The 23,688-nt window shown below is 42.3% G+C and carries 19 protein-coding genes, 4 tRNA genes and 1 riboswitch; of the genes, 6 read left to right on the top strand and 17 right to left on the bottom strand.

Going from position 1 to position 23,688, the window contains the following annotated elements:
• Positions 1–766: 766 nt before the first annotated feature.
• The 8 genes from ACE01T_RS13235 to secA all read right to left on the bottom strand — a co-directional run bounded on the left by ACE01T_RS13235 (position 767) and on the right by secA (position 7,142).
• Positions 767–843 (bottom strand) — tRNA-Pro (locus ACE01T_RS13235).
• Positions 844–847: 4 nt separating this feature from the next.
• Positions 848–923, bottom strand: a tRNA-His gene (locus ACE01T_RS13230).
• A gap of 38 nt (positions 924–961) precedes the next feature.
• Positions 962–1,038: transfer RNA gene (locus ACE01T_RS13225), tRNA-Arg, on the bottom strand.
• A gap of 44 nt (positions 1,039–1,082) precedes the next feature.
• A tRNA-Pro gene (locus ACE01T_RS13220) sits at positions 1,083–1,159 on the bottom strand.
• Between the two features lie 152 nt (positions 1,160–1,311).
• Positions 1,312–2,379, bottom strand: coding sequence for a quinolinate synthase NadA (nadA, locus tag ACE01T_RS13215; RefSeq protein WP_180042887.1), 1,068 nt, complete (start codon positions 2,377–2,379; stop codon positions 1,312–1,314).
• Positions 2,380–2,532: 153 nt separating this feature from the next.
• Positions 2,533–3,753 carry a bifunctional glutamate N-acetyltransferase/amino-acid acetyltransferase ArgJ gene (gene argJ / locus ACE01T_RS13210; protein ID WP_395519423.1) on the bottom strand — a complete coding sequence of 407 codons (1,221 nt, stop codon included), beginning with the start codon at positions 3,751–3,753 and terminating at the stop codon, positions 2,533–2,535.
• 157 nt (positions 3,754–3,910) lie between these two features.
• A complete protein-coding gene (locus tag ACE01T_RS13205) occupies positions 3,911–4,231 on the bottom strand; it encodes a hypothetical protein (RefSeq protein WP_395519422.1) in 321 nt (106 codons plus the stop codon).
• Positions 4,232–4,409: 178 nt separating this feature from the next.
• Positions 4,410–7,142, bottom strand: a complete 2,733-nt coding sequence (gene secA / locus ACE01T_RS13200) for a preprotein translocase subunit SecA (protein WP_395519421.1) — start codon at positions 7,140–7,142, stop codon at positions 4,410–4,412.
• 339 nt (positions 7,143–7,481) lie between these two features.
• On the opposite strand from secA, the gene ACE01T_RS13195 reads away from it, so the two are divergent.
• The 3 genes from ACE01T_RS13195 (at position 7,482) to ACE01T_RS13185 (ending at position 9,774) form a co-directional block, all read left to right on the top strand.
• The gene (locus tag ACE01T_RS13195; RefSeq protein WP_166171329.1) at positions 7,482–8,117 is read left to right on the top strand and encodes a peroxiredoxin; all 636 of its coding nucleotides are present in this window, start codon (positions 7,482–7,484) and stop codon (positions 8,115–8,117) included.
• Positions 8,118–8,380: 263 nt separating this feature from the next.
• Entirely contained in the window at positions 8,381–9,196 is an 816-nt protein-coding gene (locus ACE01T_RS13190) for an MBL fold metallo-hydrolase (protein WP_395519420.1), read from the top strand.
• Complete coding sequence (locus ACE01T_RS13185; RefSeq protein ID WP_166171325.1) at positions 9,193–9,774, top strand: dual specificity protein phosphatase family protein; 582 nt, start codon at positions 9,193–9,195, stop codon at positions 9,772–9,774. The genes ACE01T_RS13190 and ACE01T_RS13185 overlap by 4 nt, the downstream gene beginning before the upstream one ends.
• A gap of 18 nt (positions 9,775–9,792) precedes the next feature.
• Here ACE01T_RS13185 and ACE01T_RS13180 read toward each other — a convergent pair whose 3' ends face one another.
• From ACE01T_RS13180 to ACE01T_RS13160, 5 genes are all read right to left on the bottom strand, one after another.
• Complete coding sequence (locus tag ACE01T_RS13180) at positions 9,793–10,806, bottom strand: SPOR domain-containing protein (RefSeq protein WP_395519419.1); 1,014 nt, start codon at positions 10,804–10,806, stop codon at positions 9,793–9,795.
• Positions 10,803–12,086 carry a bifunctional tetrahydrofolate synthase/dihydrofolate synthase gene (gene folC / locus ACE01T_RS13175; protein ID WP_395519418.1) on the bottom strand — a complete coding sequence of 428 codons (1,284 nt, stop codon included), beginning with the start codon at positions 12,084–12,086 and terminating at the stop codon, positions 10,803–10,805. Before folC ends, ACE01T_RS13180 begins: the two co-directional genes overlap by 4 nt.
• Complete coding sequence (gene accD / locus ACE01T_RS13170) at positions 12,083–12,979, bottom strand: acetyl-CoA carboxylase, carboxyltransferase subunit beta (RefSeq protein ID WP_395519417.1); 897 nt, start codon at positions 12,977–12,979, stop codon at positions 12,083–12,085. The genes folC and accD overlap by 4 nt, the downstream gene beginning before the upstream one ends.
• On the bottom strand, positions 12,976–13,779 hold the full coding sequence (gene trpA, locus ACE01T_RS13165; protein WP_086197503.1) for a tryptophan synthase subunit alpha: 804 nt from the start codon (positions 13,777–13,779) through the stop codon (positions 12,976–12,978). Before trpA ends, accD begins: the two co-directional genes overlap by 4 nt.
• A gap of 440 nt (positions 13,780–14,219) precedes the next feature.
• Positions 14,220–15,260, bottom strand: a complete 1,041-nt coding sequence (locus tag ACE01T_RS13160) for an AraC family transcriptional regulator (protein WP_395519416.1) — start codon at positions 15,258–15,260, stop codon at positions 14,220–14,222.
• Between the two features lie 136 nt (positions 15,261–15,396).
• Here ACE01T_RS13160 and ACE01T_RS13155 point away from each other — a divergent pair, with 136 nt between their 5' ends.
• Entirely contained in the window at positions 15,397–16,275 is an 879-nt protein-coding gene (locus tag ACE01T_RS13155) for a metal-dependent hydrolase (RefSeq protein WP_166171313.1), read from the top strand.
• A gap of 79 nt (positions 16,276–16,354) precedes the next feature.
• Here the strand turns inward: ACE01T_RS13155 and ACE01T_RS13150 are convergent, their stop codons facing one another.
• From ACE01T_RS13150 to ACE01T_RS13135, 4 genes are all read right to left on the bottom strand, one after another.
• A complete protein-coding gene (locus ACE01T_RS13150; protein ID WP_086197506.1) occupies positions 16,355–17,347 on the bottom strand; it encodes a DUF2804 domain-containing protein in 993 nt (330 codons plus the stop codon).
• 171 nt (positions 17,348–17,518) lie between these two features.
• Positions 17,519–18,037: a DUF1543 domain-containing protein gene (locus ACE01T_RS13145; protein WP_395519415.1), complete on the bottom strand. Its 519-nt coding sequence runs from the start codon at positions 18,035–18,037 to the stop codon at positions 17,519–17,521.
• Between the two features lie 400 nt (positions 18,038–18,437).
• Positions 18,438–19,667, bottom strand: coding sequence for a tryptophan synthase subunit beta (gene trpB / locus ACE01T_RS13140; protein WP_166171307.1), 1,230 nt, complete (start codon positions 19,665–19,667; stop codon positions 18,438–18,440).
• Positions 19,651–20,292 carry a phosphoribosylanthranilate isomerase gene (locus ACE01T_RS13135; RefSeq protein WP_166171305.1) on the bottom strand — a complete coding sequence of 214 codons (642 nt, stop codon included), beginning with the start codon at positions 20,290–20,292 and terminating at the stop codon, positions 19,651–19,653. The genes trpB and ACE01T_RS13135 overlap by 17 nt, the downstream gene beginning before the upstream one ends.
• Before the next feature lie 156 nt (positions 20,293–20,448).
• Positions 20,449–20,658, top strand: a riboswitch (cobalamin riboswitch).
• Between the two features lie 36 nt (positions 20,659–20,694).
• On the opposite strand from ACE01T_RS13135, the gene ACE01T_RS13130 reads away from it, so the two are divergent.
• Both ACE01T_RS13130 and ACE01T_RS13125 read left to right on the top strand, forming a co-directional pair.
• Entirely contained in the window at positions 20,695–22,569 is a 1,875-nt protein-coding gene (locus ACE01T_RS13130; RefSeq protein ID WP_395519414.1) for a TonB-dependent receptor plug domain-containing protein, read from the top strand.
• Between the two features lie 102 nt (positions 22,570–22,671).
• A complete protein-coding gene (locus ACE01T_RS13125) occupies positions 22,672–23,250 on the top strand; it encodes a cob(I)yrinic acid a,c-diamide adenosyltransferase (protein WP_395519413.1) in 579 nt (192 codons plus the stop codon).
• The last annotated feature ends 438 nt before the right edge of the window (positions 23,251–23,688 follow it).

Genomic DNA, 23,688 nt, shown 5'->3' with positions numbered 1-23,688 from the left:
TATTTTAAACTTTCTTTCTAAAACCCAATCTTAACACTTCGTGCTAAGTTGCTGTTTTATCAGAAGTTTTAATCTTCATCACCGCCGATGGATGTGCATTCTACACCATTCCAAACCCAATGCAACTCCTTTTTTTAAATAACTCAACAAAAATATCACGACTGTTTACTTATTATACAAATGGAGTGATTTTTTATTTTTAAGTTTAAATTAACAACACTTTTCTGCTTAACACCCAAAAAAGCAAAGCCCATAATTTTTGCATCCCTAACATTTAATGAATTATTTCATCCTTCTTTTTTTTATATTCCTATGAACTCATTTAATTCTTAAATTATAGCCAGCACTTAAATACAGCTTATTTAGACAAAAGAATAATCAAAGCAAAAAAGTATGACCTAATTTAAAAATAAAATTACTTATCCATAAACTCCACATAAGAAAGTATTTTAATTTTGAGATTTCTATTTTGTTGAATGCAATTCAATCTAGATTTCAAATAAGATCGCCACCTCAATTGGTGCTATACACCGAGTAAGAGCAATCACATTACTTTTAAACTGTAGACCACAAAGATTCAATATTGCTCAAGCCATATTGAATGTTGAATGTTGAATGTTGAATGTTGAATGTTGAATGTTGAATGTTGAATGTTGAATGTTGAATGTTGAATGTTGAATGTTGAATGTTGAATGTTATTATCAAATTTCAGGCATAAAAAAACCGCATTTAAGCGGATCATTTATTTTTAAGTTTAGACTTAAAATGGTCGGAGCAGTAGGATTCGAACCTACGACCCTCTGGTCCCAAACCAGATGCGCTACCAAGCTGCGCCATACTCCGAAATTGGGGTGAATGATGGGATTCGAACCCACGACAACCGGAATCACAATCCGGGGCTCTACCAACTGAGCTACATCCACCGTTACAACATTTTGGCTCTAAATACCAGACTACCAAATGGCGCGCCTGACAGGATTCGAACCTGTGACCATCCGCTTAGAAGGCGGATGCTCTATCCAACTGAGCTACAGGCGCATGACCGATGATATTACTATCATGCGATACTTGCCTTGAAGAATTGGTCGGAGCAGTAGGATTCGAACCTACGACCCTCTGGTCCCAAACCAGATGCGCTACCAAGCTGCGCCATACTCCGTTCATCTCAGCTTTTAGTGTATCGCACATCGTGCGGTACGGGGTGCATTTTAGGCGTGACGCCAAGAGACGTCAACACCTATATTCAAAAAAACTTAAAAAACCACTTCAACCGCTTATTTATCAAGCATTTTAGATATTTTTTGATCAAAATTAACGTTTTAGACTCGCACTAAAGCTTAACATACGATCAAGTGGCAATTTAGCGCGTTCTGCAAGTACAGGATCAACTTGTATTTCTTGATCACCTTTTTGTAAAACTTCTAAAATTGCATCTAACTCATTCATGGCCATCCACGGACAATGCGCACATGAGCGACAGGTCGCCCCTTCACCCGCTGTCGGAGCTTCAATCAAAATCTTGTTTGGAACGGCTTGTTGCATTTTGTAAAAAATGCCGCGGTCGGTTGCAACGATTAAACGTTCATTCGGAAGCGTCTGTGCTGCTTTAATCAGTTGAGAGGTACTTCCCACAGCATCAGCAATATCCACCACTGACTCTGGTGATTCCGGATGGACCAATACGGCTGCATCCGGATACAATGCTTTCATACTGGCAATACCGCGCGCACGAAATTCTTCATGCACAATACAAGCCCCATCCCAAAGCAGCATGTCTGCACCAGTTTTCTTCTGTATGTAACGCCCCAGATGCTGGTCCGGTGCCCAAATAATCTTTTCACCCAGGCTATCGAGATGCTCAATAATTTCCACAGCACAACTTGAGGTCACCACCCAGTCTGCGCGTGCCTTGACTGCAGCAGAGGTATTGGCATAGACCACCACGGTATGATCCGGATGGGCATCGCAGAATGCAGTAAATTCGTCGACTGGACAGCCCAAATCCAGCGAACAAGTCGCTTCTAGAGTTGGCATGAGTACGGTTTTTTCAGGAGAAAGAATTTTTGCTGTTTCCCCCATGAATTTCACCCCAGCGACCACCAAGGTTTTGGCAGGATGGTCACGACCAAAACGTGCCATTTCAAGGGAATCAGAAACACAACCGCCAGACAATTCAGCAATTTCTTGCACTTCAGGATCACAATAGTAGTGAGCGACAAGGACAGCATCACGTTTTTTGAGTTCTGCCAGAATTTGTGCAAACTTCTCCTGTTTGACCTCATCACTTAAATGAATATCTTTAGGTTCGCCTAAACGATCTAAATGCGCCTGCACAATCGATTTTGCGTCATTGGCAATTAAATTGGTCGCATCATTCATAACAACGTCTTCTCTATCTTCATGCTTGCCCTAACACAAGCGTACTCAAGTCACTGATGATATGGGGGCAATTTGCTCATTCACCAGCCCTTTGCCGATTGATTGAATGCTAAAAAAGCCTCACAACGGAGGCTTTGTCACTCAATTTTAATTTTACGAACGGTAATCCGCGTTAATCTTGACATAGTCATAAGACAGATCACAGGTATAAACAGTATCTTTTGCCTGACCTCGTCCCAAATCGACCCGAATGGTCAATTCAGCCTGAGACATCACGCGTGCACCAGCTTCTTCCGTATAGTCCGCTGCCGCACCACCATCTTTACAGATCTGTACATCATCTAACCAAACCTGGATTTTTTCAACGTCTAAATTTTTAACACCGGCATAACCAATCGCAGCAAGAATACGTCCCCAGTTCGGATCTGAGGCGAAAATTGCAGTTTTCACCAGTGGAGAATGGGCAATACTATACGCTACATCGCAACATTCTTGGGTATCTGCTCCACCTTCAACTGCAACAGTAATGAATTTGGTCGCCCCTTCTCCATCACGTACAATCAGTTGAGCCAAGCGTTTCATAACACGGGTCAAAACATCCAGAACTACTGCATAACGTGCATCATCAGTTGAGGCAATTTCAGTACCGCCTGCCTGACCTGTTGCCACAAAAATACAGGAGTCATTGGTTGAGGTATCACCATCTACGGTAATACGGTTAAATGAAACATTCACCGTGGTTTTTAATAGCTGCTGTACCAGTTCACGGCTGATGGGTGCATCGGTCGCAACATAGCTGAGCATGGTCGCCATATTTGGACGAATCATGCCGGCACCCTTAGAAATACCGGTCATGGTATAAGTCACGCCATCCATTTCAAACTGTTCTGATGCCCCTTTAGGCAGTGTGTCCGTGGTCATGATACCTGTTGCCGCATCTAACCAAGCATCTTCTTTTAAAGAGTCTAAAGCAGGCTGCAAGCCATTTACCAAACGCTCAATAGGCAACTGCTCGCCAATCACACCGGTTGAAAAAGGTAAAATTTCGCTAGCAGCTACGCCGGCAAGTTCAGCCAGTTTCGCACAGGTTGCTTGCGCATTTGCCATACCGATTTTACCAGTCCCTGCATTGGCATTCCCGGTATTAATGACCAGATAACGTGGATTACCTACTTGCAAATGGGCTTTACACACATGTACAGGTGCTGCGCAGAATGCATTTTGGGTAAATACACCAGCCACATTTGAACCTTCAGCAAATTCAAAAATAACGAGGTCACGTCGGTTCTGATAGCGTACATATGCTTCAGCTGAACCAATTTTTACACCTTTAACCACATGCATCTGTGGCATTGTTAAGTCACCCACCGCCATTTTTAAACTTCCAAATAAGTTCGTGATAAAAAGACAGCTTAGTAGAAATTCAGTAAAAAATCGAGCAGAACACTTTGTTTGATTTATTTTTTATCAGTTTGACATTTTCAGGCACAAAAAAACCAGTCCACAGACTGGTTTTAGCAATATATCAGATTTAGTTGGAAGCCAACTGAGCCGATTCCGACAACAGTACCTGTTTGGCTTTTTCCTGACTTGCCGCAGATAAAGCCGGGTTTGATGCCACAATGCGGTTTGCATTCGCTGCATTTGCAGGGGTGATTGCTGTAGTTTTTAACACCACTGGACGTTGTTGCGGATTTGCAAAACTATAGCGAATTCCGGTACGTGGACTCATAACCGTAGTGTTTTCATCTTTAACAACATTGGCCGCTGTCTTTTTTGATGACTCATTTGCAAAAGCCAAACCAGGAATAATTAAAGCTAAAATCATCAATGGTTGTAATACTTTTTTCATTATCTTTTCCGCTACTCAATATTCATCAATATGCACTAAATACCACTTAATTTAGTGCTCTGCAAACATATTCACATCTTGCAAAAATAAACTCTTATTTTGTTGCAATAAAAAAACCACTTTATCGATTCAAATCCGGAGGGAAATATATAAAGTGGCTGAATGATTAAGATAAAAATTAAATTTTACCGTGACATTGCTTGTATTTTAAACCTGAACCGCATGGACAAGGCGAATTACGGCTTGCAGGCGGTGCAAATGTCTGCTCAGCTGGACTAAAGCCTGACTCAACTTCTACAGTTTCAGTACCGGTTAAATCGGCGGCTAACAAATTATCAAATTCTGCATGAGTCAGATTCAACTTCATTGCTTCTGCTTGAGCCTGTTGCTGTGCTTCCATTTCAGCCAGTTCTTCAGCTGTAGGAACATGCACACGTGAAAGATCTGTAATTACATCGGATTTAATGATAGCCAGCATGTTTACAAACAGATTAAAGGCTTCTTTCTTGTATTCCTGTTCAGGGTTCTTTTGCGCATAACCACGCAGGTGAATACCCTGACGCAAGTAATCCATCGCTGCAAGATGATCTTTCCAGTGGCGATCCAAAGCACTCAACATAAAGTGACGTTCCAGCATGGCTGCTGATTCATCCCCCATTTGTTCACGGCGATTGCGATAGCGTGTAACAATTTCGTCAGAAATACGTTCTACCAACGCCTCTTCATCTAAACGACGGTCTTCTTCCAGCCATTGATTGACCGGTAAATCAATACCGAGCTCTTCACGCAATGCACGTTCCAGACCTTCAATATCCCATTGGTCATGAATCGATTCAGGTGGAATGTAGTTAGCAATCACGCCCTTCACGACTTCATGATGCATTTCCTCGATGTAATCTTGTAGCGTATTTTCAGCAAGCACTTCATCACGTTGTGAATAGATGATTTTACGCTGTTCGTTATTCACGTCATCGTATTTCAACAGGTTCTTACGAATGTCGAAGTTACGTGCTTCTACCTTACGTTGTGCATTTTCAATCGAACGCGACACCATCTTATGTTCGATGGCTTCATCTTCCTGCAAACCCATCGCACGCATCATCGCAACCACACGATCACCAGCGAAGATACGCATCAGGTCATCTTCAAGCGACAGATAGAAACGTGAAACACCCGGGTCACCCTGACGACCGGCACGACCACGCAGCTGGTTATCGATACGGCGTGATTCATGACGTTCTGAACCAATGATATGCAAACCGCCAGAGGCCAATACCATTTCATGGTTTTGTTCCCATTCGGCTTTTAAGCGTGCTTCATCTTCAGGGGTTGGATTTTCAATTTTGGCAAGTTTGGCTTTCCAGTTACCGCCCAGCAAGATGTCGGTACCACGACCGGCCATGTTGGTTGCAATGGTCACAGCACGTGGTGAACCCGCTTGGGCAATAATGTCTGCTTCCCGTTCATGCTGCTTCGCGTTCAACACCTCATGTGCAATACCCGCTTCTTTCAATTTTTCAGAAAGAATTTCAGAAGCTTCAATGGTTGCTGTACCAATCAGAATCGGTGCAACACCCTCTTCATGCACTCGCTGAATTTCTTGAATAATGGCGTTGTATTTACCATTGCGGTTTAAATAAATGAGATCGTTTTCATCTTTACGGATCATTGGTCGATGGGTTGGAATCAGTACTACATCCAGACCATAAATTTCTTTCATCTCCGCAGCTTCGGTATCAGCTGTACCGGTCATACCAGAAAGCTTTTTATAAAGGCGGAAATAGTTCTGGAAAGTGGTGGTTGCCAAAGTCTGGTTTTCAGGCTGAATTTCCAGACCTTCTTTCGCTTCAACCGCTTGATGCAAACCTTCTGACCAACGACGACCCGGCATGGTACGGCCAGTATTTTCATCCACGATGATGACTTCACCATCATGAATGATGTAATGCACGTTGCGCTGATAAAGGAAATGGGCACGAATTGCTGCAGCAACATGATGAACCAGATTCAGGTTAGAGGGTGAATACAAGCTTTCACCTTCAGCGAGCAACCCCATCTGAATCAACTGGTCTTCTACAGCTTCATAACCCACTTCAGTCATTTCAACCTGACGCTGTTTTTCATCAATCCAGAAATGACCGCCATCCGGCACTTTTTCTTCTTTTTGCGCATGAAGTTTTGGCGGAATGCTATTGATGGCTGCATAAAGCTGAGACGAGTCATCACTTTGACCCGAAATAATCAACGGTGTACGTGCTTCATCGATCAGGATCGAATCGACCTCATCGATAATCGCATAGGTTAAGCCACGTTGTTTCTTCTCGGCCAGAGAGAACACCATGTTGTCACGAAGATAGTCAAAACCGAATTCGTTATTGGTACCGTAAGTAATATCGGCACGATAGGCTTCAGCTTTCTCTGTTGGATCTTGCATGGAATAAATGATGCCAATGCTCAGACCCAGGAATTCGAATAAGGGACGGTTTAACTCGGCATCACGCTGCGCCAAATAATCATTTACGGTAATGACATGAACGCCTTCACCGCTAATCGCATTCAGATAACAGGCCAAGGTCCCCATCAGGGTTTTACCTTCACCAGTACGCATTTCTGCAATTTTACCTTCGTGAAGTGTAATACCACCAATCAGCTGAACATCGTAGTGGCGCATTCCCATGATCCGCTTTGCCGCTTCACGACAAACAGCAAATGCTTCAGGCAATAATTTATCCAGGCTTTCGCCCTTATTATATCGTTGTTTGAATTCTTCAGTTTTTGCAGATAAGTCTGCATCGCTTAGTGCAGATATCGTCGGCTCGAGCGCATTAATCTTGTCTACGATTTTACGCATGCGTTTGAGTTCGCGCTCATTTTTGGTACCGAAGATTCCTCCGATCAGACTTGCCAACATGAATAGACTCTCTAAATCTTGCTTGTCGAATGAATAAATTTTTTCTCAGTCGTTATTATGGTGCTAGAAATTTGAAGTACAAGGGGTTTGCACAAAACCAATTAAAAAATTCTGATCACTCGTTCTAGCACACGACAGCTAAGGCCAAACAATGTAACAAATTTTATACAGGCAATATAGTCATAAAATTCATCATTCATCCAGATTTTAACAATCAATCACGGCCTCTATATTCCATATACTCATAAAGAAATACAAAAACACTATTTTCATTGCAAAAAAAAATGCGTCATATTAGATCGCATCAACATAGATAACAAAGCAGATGAGGCTATAAAAATGACATTACGTTTAGGCGATACCGCACCAAATTTTGTGCAAGACTCAAGCGAAGGTAGCATTAATTTTTACGACTTTTTGGGTGATAGCTGGGGGATTTTATTTTCCCATCCTGCGGACTACACACCAGTATGTACCACTGAGCTGGGCTATACCGCAAAGCTGAAAGATGAATTTGCAAAACGCGGTGTTAAAGCGATTGCCTTGTCAGTCGATGATGTTGAGTCACATAAAGGCTGGATTAACGATATTAACAAAACCCAAAATACCACGGTTAATTTCCCGATCATTGCCGATCAAGACCGTAAAGTATCTACTCTTTATGACTTTATTCACCCGAATGCCAGTGAAACCCTGACGGTTCGTTCTTTAGTGATCATTGATCCAAACAAAAAAGTACGTCTGATCATCACTTATCCAGCTTCAACTGGCCGTAATTTCAATGAAATTTTACGTGTGGTTGATTCGCTGCAACTGACCGATAACCATAAAGTAGCAACACCGGCTAACTGGCAGCAAGGTGAAGACGTGGTGATTGTGCCTTCTCTTAAAGATGAAGACGAAATCAAACAACGTTTCCCTAAAGGCTATAAAGCTGTAACACCATACTTACGCCTTACGCCACAGCCTGAGTGAGGATCAGCAAGGCACTGCCGCCCGAACGCAAGACGAGAAGCTATGCTTCGAGTTAAAATAAACAAATAATGTTCGCTCCGAACACAATATGAACAGCTATGCTAAAAATCAGGACTAAAATGACGAGCCATGTCCTGATCTTGTTCAAGCCTGTCTGATGACGGGCTTTTTTATGCTGCTCAAAAATTAAATTACAAAATCAGGTTGGTGTTTATTTCACAGCCCGTTTATAAATACGCCTAATCATCTTAAGAATAAATATTGTGATCTATAACATCCATCATTTGCATTGCGGCACCATGTGCCCGGTTTGTGGTCCACTCTTCGGACAAAAGGGCTTACATGCCAAAGTGGTTTGTCATTGCCTGCTGCTTGAAACCGATCAAGGTTTGGTACTGGTGGATACCGGTTTAGGCGTACAAGATTATCTGCATAGCAAAGCCCGCTTAGGCAATCTGGTTTCACGGCTAGGCCGCATCGAAAAAAATTTAGAACTCACGGCAATTGCCCATATTCAAAAGCTCGGGTTTAGCCCTCAAGATGTGAAGCATATACTGATCTCCCATCTTGATTTTGATCATGCCGGTGGTATTTCCGATTTTCCACATGCTACTGTACATGTGCTTTCCAGCGAATATAATGCTACTCAAAGCTTTTTTTCCCTAAAAAATAAAGCCCGTTATAAAACCCAGCAATTCAAGCAACACCGATACTGGAACTTCATCGAACCCAATCAGGGTGAAACCTGGTTTAACATGCATCAAGTACAAGGCTTTCGCTTATTTCAAGACGAAATTTTAATGATTCCACTTTTAGGTCATAGCCAAGGTCATTGCGGGATTGCCATTAAACAGCAGGATGGATGGCTTTTTTTCTGTGGCGATGCCTATTACTCTCACCTGCAACTTGACCCTAAAAACAGGCTGAGAACACTGGATAAACTGGAGCGTTTTTTTACTGAAAATAACCAGATGCGTATAGATAACTTGCACAACATCCAGCAACTGGCACAAAATGAAAAAAATATCGAGATTATCTGTGCGCATGATCCGATTGAATTGGCGCGTTATCTAGCATGATCAAAAGAACAGTTGTTGCCATTTTACTGGGTAGCTCAAGCTTGATGGGATGCATGACCACACCCGCACTTCCACCTGAACAACGCCCTACGCACTGGGGAACATTAATTAATCAAACAGATAATTTTTATCAAATTAGCGAGCATGTGTTTCGTAGTGAGCAGCCCTCAACTGAGCTGATTCCGCAATTAAAGGCACATGATATTGATGTGGTGATTAATCTAAGATCAAGAAATAAAGATCTGACCGTGCTGCCCTCCACGGATTTTAACTTGGTTCATATCCCCATCCACACCTGGGCAATGAACCGTGAAGATTTATTACAGGTCATGCGGCAGATTCAGCAAGCCAAGGCCTTAAATCACAAGATACTTATTCATTGTTATCATGGTTCGGACCGTACCGGTGCAAGTATTGCCATGTACCGGATTATTTTTGAAAACTGGCCGATTGCAGATGCACTCAATGAAATGAAACATGGTGGCTACGGTTTTCACCCCGTCTGGATTCATATTGAAAAAATATTCAGTCCTGAAAACGTAAAATGGATTCAACAGCAACTGTTGAATCCACCTTAGTTCAGCTTCAAGCCATGTTTAGCGCTTATCGAGCGGAACCCAGTCAATCACCCATGCCGACTTCATACCCAAACTTGCATCACTGGTAATTTTCTTGCGTGCAGCATCAGCGGCATCACGGTCTTTAGCCGGCCCAACCATAATGCGAACCCCTTTCGATGTTGGGCTCCTGGTCACCTTATAACCTTTGGCACGCAACCTGGAGGCCAGTGCATCTGCATTGGCTTCATTGGCCGCCAAGGCCACTTGAACCATCCATTGTTTATCGCCATTTTCCAGCAAATCTCGGGCTTTTTCAGCTTCTGCTTTTTTCTTGGCTTCAGCTTTTTTCTTGGCTTCCAGTTCTTGCTCAGCCTGTTCTTTTTTCTTGGCTTCCAGTGCTTTCTTTGCAGCCAGCTGTTTTTCAGTTTCTGCTTTACGTTTTAGCTCCGCATCATGCTTTGCCTTGTCCTCAGCTGCTTTTTTCTCGGCTGCTTGCTTTGCGGCTTCAGATTGGGCCTTACGTTTTTCTTCGGTTATTTTTTTATCAGCATCAGTTCGTTGTTGTTGAACTATCTGCTGCTGTAACTTTTTTTCAGCGAGCAACTTTTCATCAGCCAAACGCTTTTGTTTAGCTTTTTCATCTTCTACCAGTTCAGGGGGAATATTATCCGAACTCTGCTGTGCTCCACTACGCAGAGCATTTAAAGCGGCATATTCTTCAGCTGCTTTACGTGCCGCATCTGCCTCAGCCTGTTGCTGCATCGCTAGAAACTCGGCTGCACGTGCTTCCTGTTCTGCAACCGCTTTTTCACGTGCCCGGCGTTGTTCTTCAAGTAAACGTTTTTCTGTTTCAACATCAACTGTTAAAGGTTGCAGCTGAACCATTTCCCCTCCTGCTGCCGGCTTTTTTTGCTCAACTTGAGCGGCTAAATCCGGAGTTCTGAGTTGGTTCTGATATATTTCTTCTTTACCCTTTAGAAGCAATGCTGCCAATAAAACACCACCACCTAATAAAACAACGCCTCCCATCCAGCGTTGTTTGCTATTCATTGACATTCTTCCAAATACTCCCATACCGCTTCTAAGGTATGAAATGAACCACATACCAAGATCAACTGATTATTTTTTGTTTCATTTAGCGCTGATTTAAAAGCCAATTGAACACTATTGAAGTGTTGTACTGTTTCGCCCTGTAATGCTTCCTCAAGCTGCCCGATTGTGGCTGCTCGCGGAACGGTTAACGGGGAAATTTTCCATGTTAAAACAGTATCTTTCAACAAATCTACGACAGAATTGATGTCTTTGTCCGCCAACATGGAAAAAACGCTGATCACTTCTGTGTACTGTTTATTGTATTCCAAAAATTTTCGCAACTGATTTAACAAAAATTCTACGCCATGGGGATTATGTCCGGCATCAAAAATAACGGTTTTATCTTGAATATGGCGTATTTCAAAGCGACCTGGTAATTTTGCATTCTGAATGCCGTGTGCAATGGCATCCTGAGTCACATTTAAACCACTGACCAAAATCGCGGCCACAGCTGTGGAAATATTTTCCAGTGCCAGAGCACCGAGGGGAAGTTTTAAAGTGCTGCCCGATGAGGCAAACATCCAGGCTTGACCATCATCCGTATATTGATAGAAATAATCACGATTGACGGCAAACAGTTGCGCCTGACATTCATCGGCTTTATTTTGTATGGCTTGAGGAAGCTCTTGCGAACCACCAAAAATCACCGGAATATTCGGACGAATAATCCCGGCTTTCTCGAACGCAATTTTTTCAATGCTATCGCCGAGCCAGTCAGTGTGATCCAGGCCAATGTTGGTAATCACAGCGACATCCGGATCAATCACATTGACCACATCCAGACGACCACCCAGTCCGACTTCAAGCACCCAGACATCACATTGCTTGGCTTTAAAAATGACAAAAGCCGCAAGTGTGGTGGCTTCAAAGAAGGAAAGAGAGAGATCACAGTCACGACGGGCCTGATCCACCTGCACAAAGGCATCCACCAGGGTTTGATCATCCACTTCAATCCCAGCCAGTTTTACCCGTTCATTAAAACGGTAAATATGCGGTGACTGGTATAACCCCACTTGATAGCCTTGCGCATTTAAAATGGCAGCCAAAGTGGTGGTGGTTGAACCTTTCCCGTTGGTTCCCGCTACAGTCAGCACTTTGGCCTGCGGACGCGTTACACCGAGCTTTTCAGCCACAGGAATAACCCGTTCCAGACCTAAATCAATACCCGTAACGTGAACATGGCTCCAATAATCGAGCCATGTGTTTAAAGAGTCTGTTGCAAGTGGTGCTGTGTTCAAGACAAATTCATCAGTTTCGCTACAATACGATATACAGTATCACGTAATGCGTGACGATGAACAATTTGATCGATTACACCATGATCAAGCAAATATTCGGCACGCTGGAACGGTTCTTCCAGTTTTTCACGTACGGTTTGCTCAATGACACGTTTACCGGCAAAACCAATCATGGCTTTAGGTTCAGCAATATGTACATCACCTAACATTGCCAAAGATGCAGTTACCCCACCATAAACTGGATGAGTTAATACCACCAAATACGGTAGGCCGGCATCTTTCATGCGTTGGATTGCAGCAGAGGTACGCGCCATTTGCATAAGAGATAACATGCCTTCCTGCATGCGTGCACCACCTGATGCAGCAAAGCAAATCAAAGGTTGTTTATCTGCAATCGCTTTTTCAGCTGCTTGCACAAAACGGTCACCCACCACTGTACCCATTGAACCGCCCATAAAGTCGAATTCAAACGCACATGCGATTAAAGGAATATCTTTAAGTAAACCCTGCATCACCACCAATGCTTCAGTTTCGCCAGTTTTCTTTTGCGCTTCAGACATACGGTCCGGATAGGCTTTACTATCGACAAAGTGCAGTGGATCTTTAGCAATAAATTCCTGACCCAATTCATTTTGTACCTGATCAAAGAACCAGTTCAGACGGTCGCGTGCTTTCATGCGCAAATGTTCATCGCATTGTGGACAAACATAGGCGTTAAATGTCATCGCGGTACGTGTAACCAGTGCGTGACATTCAGGGCACTCAATTGTTGGTTCAGTAAAGATTGCCTTGAGTGCGGTTTGCTCATCTGGCGTGTGAATACCCGGAACATGACGTTCCGTCCACGGCTGCGCTGGGCTAAGAATTTTGCCTGGTTTCACTTCTTGATTCATACTAACTCATCGAGCGCAGCTCGAAGCTCCTTGACTTTATTGACCGTTTCAACAACGGCTTGTTCTGGCGCTAAGTTCGCAAACTGTTTTACAAATGCACTACCAACAATCACAGCATCAGCCGCTACACCCATGGCTTTTGCCGAGGCAGCATCGCTGATCCCAAAACCGACACCCACAGGAACGTCAGTCACAGCTTTAATTTTCTGGATACGGGCTGCTGCTTCAGCAATATCTAAAGTTGCAGCACCAGTTACCCCTTTCAAGGATACATAGTAGATAAAACCACTGGCTTGGTTCGCCACATGCTGGATACGCTCATCGGTCGATGTAGGCGCCAGCAAGAAAATTTGATCCATATTGAATTTCTTCAATACATCATCAAAATCTTTGGCTTCTTCAGGAGGTAAATCTACCAGAAGTACACCATCGACACCGCATTCATTGGCCATTGATACAAACTTTTCATAACCGATCACTTCTACAGGGTTGAGATACCCCATCAAAACCACCGGTGTTTCTGCATCTTTTTGACGGAACTCTTTCACCATGTTCAAAGCGTCCAGGGTATTGGTTCCGCCTGCCAGTGCGCGTTCTGCTGCAAGGGCAATCACAGGACCATCCGCCATAGGGTCTGAAAATGGTAGACCAAGCTCAATCACATCTACCCCAGCCTCAACCATTTGATGTAACAATGGAACGGTTACTTGTGGATGAGGGTCGCCAGCCATCACATAGGAAACGAGCGCTTTACGCTGCTGAGATTTAAGCTGTCCGAAACGAGTGGCTAAACGTGACATAGGGTTGTGCTTTCCTTGAATTATTAAAGAACTGAGGAGTTGGCTTTGTAGAAATACAAGACAACGCATTGTAACGCTATTTTTTACTCATTGAATAGAGCCTGAGCATTGCACGCTACTTTCGACTCAGCATCTCATTTTTTCAGAACAATCCGAGAGCACCATTTACTGATATTTACGACTTTTTCTCAATGATCAAAGATGCCTAATTTTGCCATGTAAACAAATATCCCTGATGAAGATAAACTTATTCTTATTCATAAAAAATTGATAAAAATAAATATGTTGTCTTTTAAATTTAAAGTTTCATGCAATAGCAAAAACCTGCACTCTAGGACACAGACTTTTTATTTTTTATTTTATAAGATTGCCGAATGCAAAGGTGAACTGCATGTCTGCGTAGTTGCGCTGCATTTCAAAGTACCTTAAATACGCCCTTTTTATCGTTCAGATTGTGCTTTCAGTTGCTGTTTTCGCTGTAATAAGGTTTGACCACTATAGGCTTTATAAGCACGTGCCAAAGCCGACTGATCTGAATAGCCCAGACACATGGCCATTTCCGCAAAATTCATGCTTTGCAACAGTAACTGTTCACAGCGTTTCATGCGCTCGGTTTCAAGCAGTTTTTTAAAGGAAGTATTTTGTTTATACAGTTGACGCTGCAAGGTCCGTACAGATACATGCAATTCATCCGCCAGCCATTCTATTTTCGGGGACTGTTCCTTAACCCGCAAATATTCAGCCAGTTTTTGCTGAATATGCAGCAATAGATTTTCATAATGGGGTTTGGCAGCAATGGCATCTTCTGCCTGCCTGAGTAGAAGCTGCATTAAAGAGGGATCAGCCAGCTCGGACTTCAGCTCTAAGTTTTCCACATTGATCTCAAAAGAATAATCCGACTGTTTAAATTCCACTTTGCAAGCAAAAAACCTTTGATAATGATCATCTGCCATTTCTGGACTATGGGCAAAATTGATCTGCAATAGCTGGAATTTTTGAGCCGGAAAAATCTGCCGGGCCAAATGCACCATACAGGCCATGGTCATCTCATTGAGCAAGGCATATTTTAAATCATGAAAAGGCCAGCTTAAACAGATCTTTTTGTCCCGTTGATGCATCTGTATCGGGCTAACATCTGCCCCGTCAATGACCAGACGGCTAAAGCGAATCACATATTGCAATGCCTCTGCCACACTGTTACTTCGAGTCGCCATATAGCCCAGTACACCAAAATGTTCAGGACGGATCAGGCAGGCCATTTCAAACACCAATTGCGGACAATCCATCTGTTTTTGAGTCAGCTGCATGACTTCTGCAAAAAATGAATAGGTCGATTGCGAATCGATAGGCAAAGATAAGACATAGCGCAGTTGTGCCTGATGTGGCTCTAGACAGGCCAGGCTAAAGATATCCATATCCTGTTGCTGCAAATACATGTGCAGCAACTGAAAATAGCCATTTGGAATTTGCAATTCTTGCACGATGTACCTTGATTATTTTTGACATTTTATATTTTTACTTTGGCGTAAAATGTATAAAAAATGGCAACAACTGTCAAAACAAAAGATAAAAATCCCGACATACTGCAATAGTCTAAGGCAATTGAAGTAAAACAACATGAATGCCATTGTCCAAGCGCAGATTATTCCCGTCGTACGTCGTAATCTGGATTTCAAGCTGAATGAGGTTCCGCGTTTCTGGTTCGGAGGTGACCCGTTTATTACCCGGATGTTTGATGCACTCAGCCTGACTTTTCCCGATGGCGAACGTTACTTCATTCAGTCAGTCCGTCTGTTTCGGGAGCAGATTACCGATCCAGATTTAAAGCAGCGTGTGGCAGAATTTATCGGTCAGGAAGCACAGCACGGCATTGCGCATGACAAAATGAATCAGGTCATGAAAGAACAAGGCATGCCGGTCGATCAGTTTATTCAGCGTTTGAATAAAATTTTTAAATTCGAGCTGGAAAAACGTTCTCCACAATACAATATTGCCATGACGGCTGCCGCTGAACACCTGACCGCCTTAATGGCAGAAACCTTTTACAGCCATAAAGAGACGTTAAGAGATGCCCATCCTTATGTACGGGCACTATTTGCCTGGCATGCGATTGAAGAAATGGAACACCGGGATGTCGCTTTTGATGTCATGAAGCAGGTCGGCAATGTGCCTGAAAGTACCCGTAAATTTGTTCTGGTCTGGACCACGGCATTAATGTTCGGCTTTACCCTTTACCGTGCCAATGTCATGTTAAAGCATGACGGGTTTAGCTCATTACAACGTCTGCAAATGAATATTCGCGGATTACCGTGGTTCTTTGGAAGAAAGGGCACGCTCAGCAAAATGAGCAAACAATATCGCGACTGGTTTAAAAAGGATTTTCATCCCAGCCAGCATCCGGTGATTGCCCAATATGATGTCTGGGTCAAAACCCTGCAACAGACCGGTGATCCGATCCAGGCTGGAGAAGCATTTTGGCAGGCAGCTAAAGACTAGGCCTTATATGAATTGAATTAAATTGAGACCAACCAAGTCCAGACTCACCTCGACTTGGTTTTATTTTTTAGTCAGTGTGTTACCACTTGGCATAATGCTGTTCGAGCAAACCATATTCATTGATCAAGACAATTTCCTGATCATCTTGCTGAATGGTCCCGCTAATTTTGGCTTGCCATTGACTGAACTGACTGCCCACCAGTCTTAAATTCAGATTTTCATAACGTCGCCAGCCCGTTTTGACATCCAGATTTAATTTTTCATCCAGTGAGCGAATTGTCCAGTGCCCCTCATCCTGATGCTGGAATAAAACATCACTGACAGGATACAGCACGCCATTGATCCACAAGCAGTTTTCATTGCCAAAACTTTCATTGACCCCGGAAGCCAGATTCAAACCGATCCGGTTATTTTGCGCATCCCAAAAATTGCAGGATAACCAGAACCAGGCCGTTTCCGGCCGTAGAAAACCACAGGTATCATCTAGTGATGCAAAAGTTCTTTCATTAAACTGTATGGTTTCACGCTGTTTATTGATAAAAAAACCTTCACAGGCCAAAGTCGTCAGTTTTTGCGTATAAGTCCAGCCATTAATTCCCGTCGGGCTACACATACTAAGCGGGTTTGTACCAGCACAGAAAATTCGCGCACTAAGCCTGATTTCACCATATTTGGTGACGTGGATATAACGCACGCCATTGGCATGCTGGATATCAATTTGAAAAGGCGACTTGGAAAAAAAACTCTGGTTATAAAGCGGCTGTTCATCTACCACGGTATTGCGTGATAACAGGTTAATCGCATTCCACTCTAAAACCTCATGGTTTTGATGATTATAAATATAGAAAAAGGCATGCCCAGCCCATGCAATATCGGCAATGGCCAGACCAATCGTATAATGGCCATGCTGAATACAACAAAATTTAAACTTTTTATATTTTAATCGCTTGCGCCAACCAGTTAAGACATCGCCATAAGGTGTCTTGTACTGGTATTGATTCAAATCGATGGTTTTGGGGAGGGCGCTAAAACGTCCATAATGCGGTTGTCCATTTGATTGAATCAAATCCATTTATCAAATTCCATCTAGCCAAGAGATAACAATTCCTTAGCGTTATTATGCCTATATAAGCGGAACTTGAAAGTGTCAAAAAGCATATTTCATCGAAAAATACAAAAATTTATAATATTTCACCTGGTCTAATATTTGATAAATATAATTTATTAATCAATTAGATATAAATCAACCCTCATCCAGCATTAAATAGGTATTTTCCCAGAGGTTCGCTGAAAACTGGCCTTCGACCAGCTCTACATAACGGCCATGAATATGATCAATCACAATACAATCATCTACATCTAATATTCGGTCAGTATGTTGCTTCTGCCAATGCTTGGCAAAATAAGCCTTCTCCCGTTGTTTTGCCAACATGGCATTTTGTGCCACAACCAGAACATAACGATGCAGTTCTCCAAACTCCTGGGCATCGTAGCCACCCAGATTAATTAAAAACAGATGTTCTGAAGATGAATTCGGTGCTGCATCGCTAAATTGGATTTGATAGTGTTTTCCGTCAAATTCAATCCCATTGATTTGCGCCCAGGCATCAATATGCAACCCTTTTTGTTCCCCAAACCATGCATTTTTCAGTTGTGGATAGACTTCTTGCAAAGTTTCACCAACTGCTAAAACCACATCATGGACTTCTGTATTGGCACGTGCATGACGACCACCGAGCATGACGATAAATAGGCTGGGCATGATTCTCTCCTTAATTTTAATCCTCCTCCCTTGCGAAACAGTGTTTCTCATCCTTTTTCAAAGGAGGGGGAACTTTACATGACAAAATTTAGTTAGGAGAATAATTATTACATCTCAATATGATACGCGCTGGCGACATGGATGTCGCCCGTTTGGCAGGAATACAAGGATGTATTCTCTGCCAAACAAAGGGGTTTTGTTACTTTTGCCCCGTCAAAAGTAAAGAATATATGTTCTTGCATCTTCGATACCCTTCTAAAAAGGAAAAGTTTTTCTGTATGTATAAAAAAATCGTGCTGAATTGCTTCAGCACGATTTTATTCTTTATAAAATCCACCCTTGCGGATTCAGAATATATTCTGAAGTCCTCACCTTTAAAAAAGGAGGGCTTCAAGGCAAATTACATCTCAACCATTTCTACGCCATCAATACGTGCCACAGTCATCAAGTCCTTATCGCCACGACCTGAAACAGTCGCAATAATAATTTGATCTTTAGACATGGTTGGCGCAAGTTTAGTCACATACGCCATCGCATGTGAACTTTCCAGCGCAGGAATAATCCCTTCAATCTGGGTTAAATCACGGAAACCTTGAAGCGCTTCCTGATCATTAATCGGCACATATTCAACACGGTGCATATCTTTCAAGAAACTGTGTTCAGGACCAACGCCCGGATAATCCAGACCGGCAGAAATTGAATGGGTTTCAATGATCTGGCCTTGCTCATCAGACATCAGATAAGTGCGGTTACCATGCAACACACCGACATGACCTGCGTTTAGCGGAGCAGAGTGCTTACCGGTTTCAATCCCCAAACCTGCTGCTTCCACACCATACATTTTCACGTCCTGATCGTTCAGGAATGGATAGAATAAACCGATCGCATTCGAGCCACCGCCCACACAAGCCACCAATGCATCTGGCAAACGGCCCGCCTGTTCCAGAATCTGGCGACGTGCTTCACGACCAATCACAGACTGGAAGTCACGTACCAGCATCGGATACGGATGAGGACCCGCCACTGTACCGATAATATAATAAGTGCTGTCTACATTGGTTACCCAGTCTCGCATTGCTTCATTTAATGCATCTTTCAGGGTTTTAGAGCCGCTTTCTACTGGAACCACTTTGGCTCCCAGCAAACGCATACGGTACACATTCATGGCCTGACGTTTTACGTCTTCGGCACCCATATACACGACACATTCCAGGCCTAAACGCGCTGCAATCGTCGCTGTTGCCACACCATGCTGACCTGCACCAGTCTCCGCAATAATACGTTTTTTACCGGAAAGTTTTGCCAGCAGTGCCTGACCAATGGTGTTGTTGATTTTATGTGAGCCGGTATGGTTCAGGTCTTCACGTTTTAAGTAAATTTGCGCACCACCCAACTCTTTTGACCATCGCTCAGCATAATATAAAGGACTAGGACGACCTACATAGTAGGCCAGATCACGGTCGAATTCTGCCAGAAACTGTTCGTCATTTTTCATACGGAGATACAGCTTTTCTAGGTCTTCTAGAGCTGCCATCAGGGTTTCTGACACAAAACGTCCGCCATGGATACCGAAATGCCCTTTTGCATCAGGGAATTGGGTATAGTCAATCACATTATTTTGCTGATCCACGTAGGACTCCTTGCATAAAGCGTTCGATGAGTTGTTGGTCTTTTATACCTTTTGCGGACTCGACACCGCCGCTCACATCCACAGCATAGGCTTGTGTGGTGAGAATTGCCTGCTCGATATTGTCAGGGTTTAAGCCCCCTGCCAAGATGAGCGGAATATTTAATTTTGGAAAAGTGGTCCAGTCAAAGCTATGCCCGGTGCCTCCTTTTAAATCTGGATGCCAGGCATCTAACAGCACAGCACTTGCCCCTGCATCCTGATAACTTTGAATTTCGGCTTGAATATCTAAACCCGGTTTCACCTGGATGGCTTTGTACCAGCGGCGGCCGACCTGTTTGGAAATCTGCTGACACTGCTCAGGACTTTCATCACCATGAAATTGCAGCATATCCAGAGGCACATCTTTTAAAACGTGTTGAATGTCATCCGCAGATGCATTGACAAATAAACCCACTGTTTGCACATAGGCAGGTACATGCTGGATCAGTTCTTTCACTTGCTCTTTTGTCACACTACGTGGACTAGGTGGAAAAAATACAAAACCAATCGCATCTGCTCCTGCATTCACAACTGAATGTATATCTTCTATTCGTGTGATTCCGCAAATTTTGGCACGGGTTCGCATACAATTCGCTCTAATTTTTTAACCTTAACTTTGCCAATTTATAGTCATGCTATAAATATGAGGGCGAATCATTGTAATGCAATTTCTTTAGCTTGCGTAAAGTTCATCCGAATAATTCTTGTCTGACGTTGTTTATCAGCCATACAATCTTTATACTGCGCCCATCTTGCAACAAGTCAAAGCCTTAAAGCTTTAGGGAAGTTGGTGCAAATCCAACACTGCCCCCGCAACGGTAAAAAATGAAACGTCAATCAATTTAAACCTCTGGTTTACGCCACTGCATGAAAATGTGGGAAGGTGGATTGGCAGCATGGTGCCTGCCCTGCACATTTAAGTCCGGATACCTGCTTGTTGTGTTCTTTAACTCAATCATTCACGGGGAGTGAATGTATGGAGCACATTATGTCTATTCAATTTCAGCCTGCTGCCTTAGCGGGTGCAATCGCTATTGCGATGGGTTTCTCTGCATCTGTCTCTGCACAAGACAATACAACGACTGTGAATGCTTCTTTAGACACTTTAGTCGTTACCGCAACTCGTTCTGAAGAAAAAATTGGAAATGTCCCTGCACGGATTTCTGTTATTGATCAAAATAGTATTGAACGCAATCCTATTTTAAATTTGTCAGATGAAGTACAAAAAGACCCTAGTGTTTTTATGAAACAATATGGCGGTCTAGGTCAAACAACAGAAATCTCAATTCGTGGTACAAAATCCAACCATACTCTTGTTCTTAAAGATGGTGCTCGTTTAAATAGTCAAAACCACTTTAGTGCTCTTTTCCCAACTTTTATTGATACTTCAGATATCAAACAAATCGAGATCCTAAAAGGTCCTGCATCGGTACAATACGGTAGTGATGCCATTAGTGGTGTTGTACAAATGATAACAACCACCCCATCAAAAAATTCTGGTTTTATTACGGGTATTTCTGCAGAAAACAAAACATATAAAATGATTGTAGGTGCTGATTTAGTAGAAGATAACTTTTATGCACAAATTAGAGGTCAACGCTTAGAAACAGATGGCACACGAGTTCTTGACTATCAAAGTAAAAACCAAAAGGCAAGTTATGACCAAAAAGGATATAGTGCAAAAGTTGGATATGACAATAAAGAGGATTTAAAAGCAAATATTTCAATTAGCGAAAATGAAGGAACGAACCAATTCTATAATTGGCAAACAAGCCAAAATAATGCTAAACGTTTTTTTGAAAATCGTTTAATCAACTCAAATATTGAATATGATCTTCGCAATGATTTGACACTTTCAGCACGGTTTTCAAACTTTGTAGATAATCAGAATGTTAAAGATAGTGAACCTGGTCACTTTGATACAGAGAATAATGAAGGTGATTTAAACCTTAGATGGTCATTGACACCACAGCAAAACATTTTGTTCGGTAGCACTTATCTTAAATCTGACTTTAAAAGTAACTCTATAAAAAACGCCAAACAAAATATTGATTCTATTGGTTATTATTTACAACACCAACATAAATCTGAAAAGTTAAATACACAAGTTGGTGTTCGTACTGAAGATAATGAGTTATTTGGAACTCATACAGTTGGTCAAGGTGCTATTCGCTACCAAGTTTTACCAACAACGAGTATTTATGCCAATATCGGTTCTGCATTTAAAACTCCTTCTTTGACAGAACTCTATTATTTTGTTGAAGGTTTTTATCCAACTTATGGTAATCCTGACTTAAAACCAGAAAAAAGTGTTTCTTATGAAATTGGCCTAGATCAAAAAATAAACCACTATCTAACGGCTTATCTATCTGCATACAATACTCATATCAAAAACCTCATTGTTACTAACAATCTTGGTCAAAATAAGAGTAGTTTTACCAACTTAGATAAATCTGAGGTAAATGGCGGTGAGCTTGGTTTTAAATGGAAAAATCAAGACTTATTTTTTACTACAGAATATGCTTATGCAGATTCAAAGAACAAGAAAACCAACAAGAATATTGCATACCGACCAAAACAAACCTTTACTTTATCCACTGGTATAGAAAATGCCTCTTATGGAGTGAGCGCGTCTTTAATTACACGCTCAGATATTTATGCTGACAATGCAAATAAAGTTAAGGCTCCTGGCTATGCTACTGTTGATTTAAATATGTACTGGAACATTAATCCTAATATTAAGGTATTTAGTAATATACAAAATATCGGAGATGTTGATTACAGAATCGCAGATAACTTTGGTGATGGTTGGTATGTCAACGGCGGTCGCCTCGCTTCTGCGGGTGTAACCTTCCGTTACTAAGCTCTCAACAGCAAAAAATTTTAAAACAGCGCAGTTTATGGATAATGTTATGACCGACATTATCCTTTTTTATTGTATTCATCAAAAATTCAAGGAACAGATATGGGCCACCGTTTAAGTAAAATCTATACCCGTACCGGCGACTCAGGCACAACTGGTCTGGGAGATGGTTCTCGCGTTGCCAAAGATGACTTGCGTATTACTGCACTAGGCGATGTGGATGAGCTGAATGCCTGTATTGGCGTACTTCGCTCACAGATTGCCAGCAGTACTATTGCAGAAAAAGCCAGCTGGGATAAATCCTTAAGCCTGATTCAGCACTGGTTATTCGACCTCGGTGGTGAAGTCTGCATTCCAAACTTTAACCTGGTTCAAGCGGTTTCCATCGAGTTTCTGGAAAATGACATTGACCGTATGAACGAAGCATTGCCAATGCTGAAAGACTTTATATTACCTGCCGGAACTTTAGCTTGCAGTTATGCCCATCAGGCCCGTGCAGTGTGCCGTCGTGCCGAGCGCAGTGTGATGTCAGTACATAGCCGTGACCAGAATATCCAGGCCAACTCGCTACAATTGCTCAATCGCCTATCCGACTGGTTATTTGTTGCATCGCGTACCTTGCAACGTGCTGAAGGCGGATCTGAAGTACTGTGGCAAAAGAATATTAATGAGACAATTTAACTTTTAACTTATTGTTAATTCAAAATTGTCACTCGTTTCCCTGATAAAAAAATGACAACTCCTTGCTCTTTCTAGAAACAAAGTACCGGTATACTGCTACCGCGCTAGGCGACAAGGATGTCGCCGTCTGGCAAAGGTTTCAGGGATGAACCTTTTGCCAGACAAAAGATTTTTGTTACTTTTCATCTTTGAAAAGTAAGAAATCCCCTATACAAAATCAATTCAAAATCTCTACTGCAATTTAGAACAAATAAACCTTAAATCCCAATACCTAACACGCATTGAATGATAAGATAAAAACAGTGATTCACTTTCACAGTTCAATCTAGAAAAAAGTAAGCATCCGGCTAACACAGCCTTACCAAGCGATCCTATAAGCCTTAATTTAGTTCCCACCTAAAAACAAGTGGGGACTTAATCCATGAACATGGATATATA

The organism is Acinetobacter uliginosus, assembly GCF_044130295.1.
Taxonomy (GTDB): domain Bacteria; phylum Pseudomonadota; class Gammaproteobacteria; order Pseudomonadales; family Moraxellaceae; genus Acinetobacter.
Note: the sequence above shows the minus strand (reverse complement) of the source record. Positions and strands in the feature narration are given on the sequence as shown.

Coding starts and splice junctions, on each gene's coding strand:
- secA (WP_395519421.1), bottom strand. CDS start 7,142: ATGTTGGCAAGTCTGATCGGAGGAATCTTCGGTACCAAAAATGAGCGC.
- argJ (WP_395519423.1), bottom strand. CDS start 3,753: ATGGCGGTGGGTGACTTAACAATGCCACAGATGCATGTGGTTAAAGGT.
- ACE01T_RS13145 (WP_395519415.1), bottom strand. CDS start 18,037: ATGCCCAGCCTATTTATCGTCATGCTCGGTGGTCGTCATGCACGTGCC.
- ACE01T_RS13185 (WP_166171325.1), top strand. CDS start 9,193: ATGATCAAAAGAACAGTTGTTGCCATTTTACTGGGTAGCTCAAGCTTG.
- ACE01T_RS13130 (WP_395519414.1), top strand. CDS start 20,695: ATGTCTATTCAATTTCAGCCTGCTGCCTTAGCGGGTGCAATCGCTATT.
- ACE01T_RS13180 (WP_395519419.1), bottom strand. CDS start 10,806: ATGAATAGCAAACAACGCTGGATGGGAGGCGTTGTTTTATTAGGTGGT.
- accD (WP_395519417.1), bottom strand. CDS start 12,979: ATGAATCAAGAAGTGAAACCAGGCAAAATTCTTAGCCCAGCGCAGCCG.
- ACE01T_RS13205 (WP_395519422.1), bottom strand. CDS start 4,231: ATGAAAAAAGTATTACAACCATTGATGATTTTAGCTTTAATTATTCCT.
- ACE01T_RS13150 (WP_086197506.1), bottom strand. CDS start 17,347: ATGGATTTGATTCAATCAAATGGACAACCGCATTATGGACGTTTTAGC.
- ACE01T_RS13155 (WP_166171313.1), top strand. CDS start 15,397: ATGAATGCCATTGTCCAAGCGCAGATTATTCCCGTCGTACGTCGTAAT.
- ACE01T_RS13195 (WP_166171329.1), top strand. CDS start 7,482: ATGACATTACGTTTAGGCGATACCGCACCAAATTTTGTGCAAGACTCA.
- ACE01T_RS13135 (WP_166171305.1), bottom strand. CDS start 20,292: ATGCGAACCCGTGCCAAAATTTGCGGAATCACACGAATAGAAGATATA.
- trpA (WP_086197503.1), bottom strand. CDS start 13,779: ATGTCACGTTTAGCCACTCGTTTCGGACAGCTTAAATCTCAGCAGCGT.
- nadA (WP_180042887.1), bottom strand. CDS start 2,379: ATGAATGATGCGACCAATTTAATTGCCAATGACGCAAAATCGATTGTG.
- ACE01T_RS13125 (WP_395519413.1), top strand. CDS start 22,672: ATGGGCCACCGTTTAAGTAAAATCTATACCCGTACCGGCGACTCAGGC.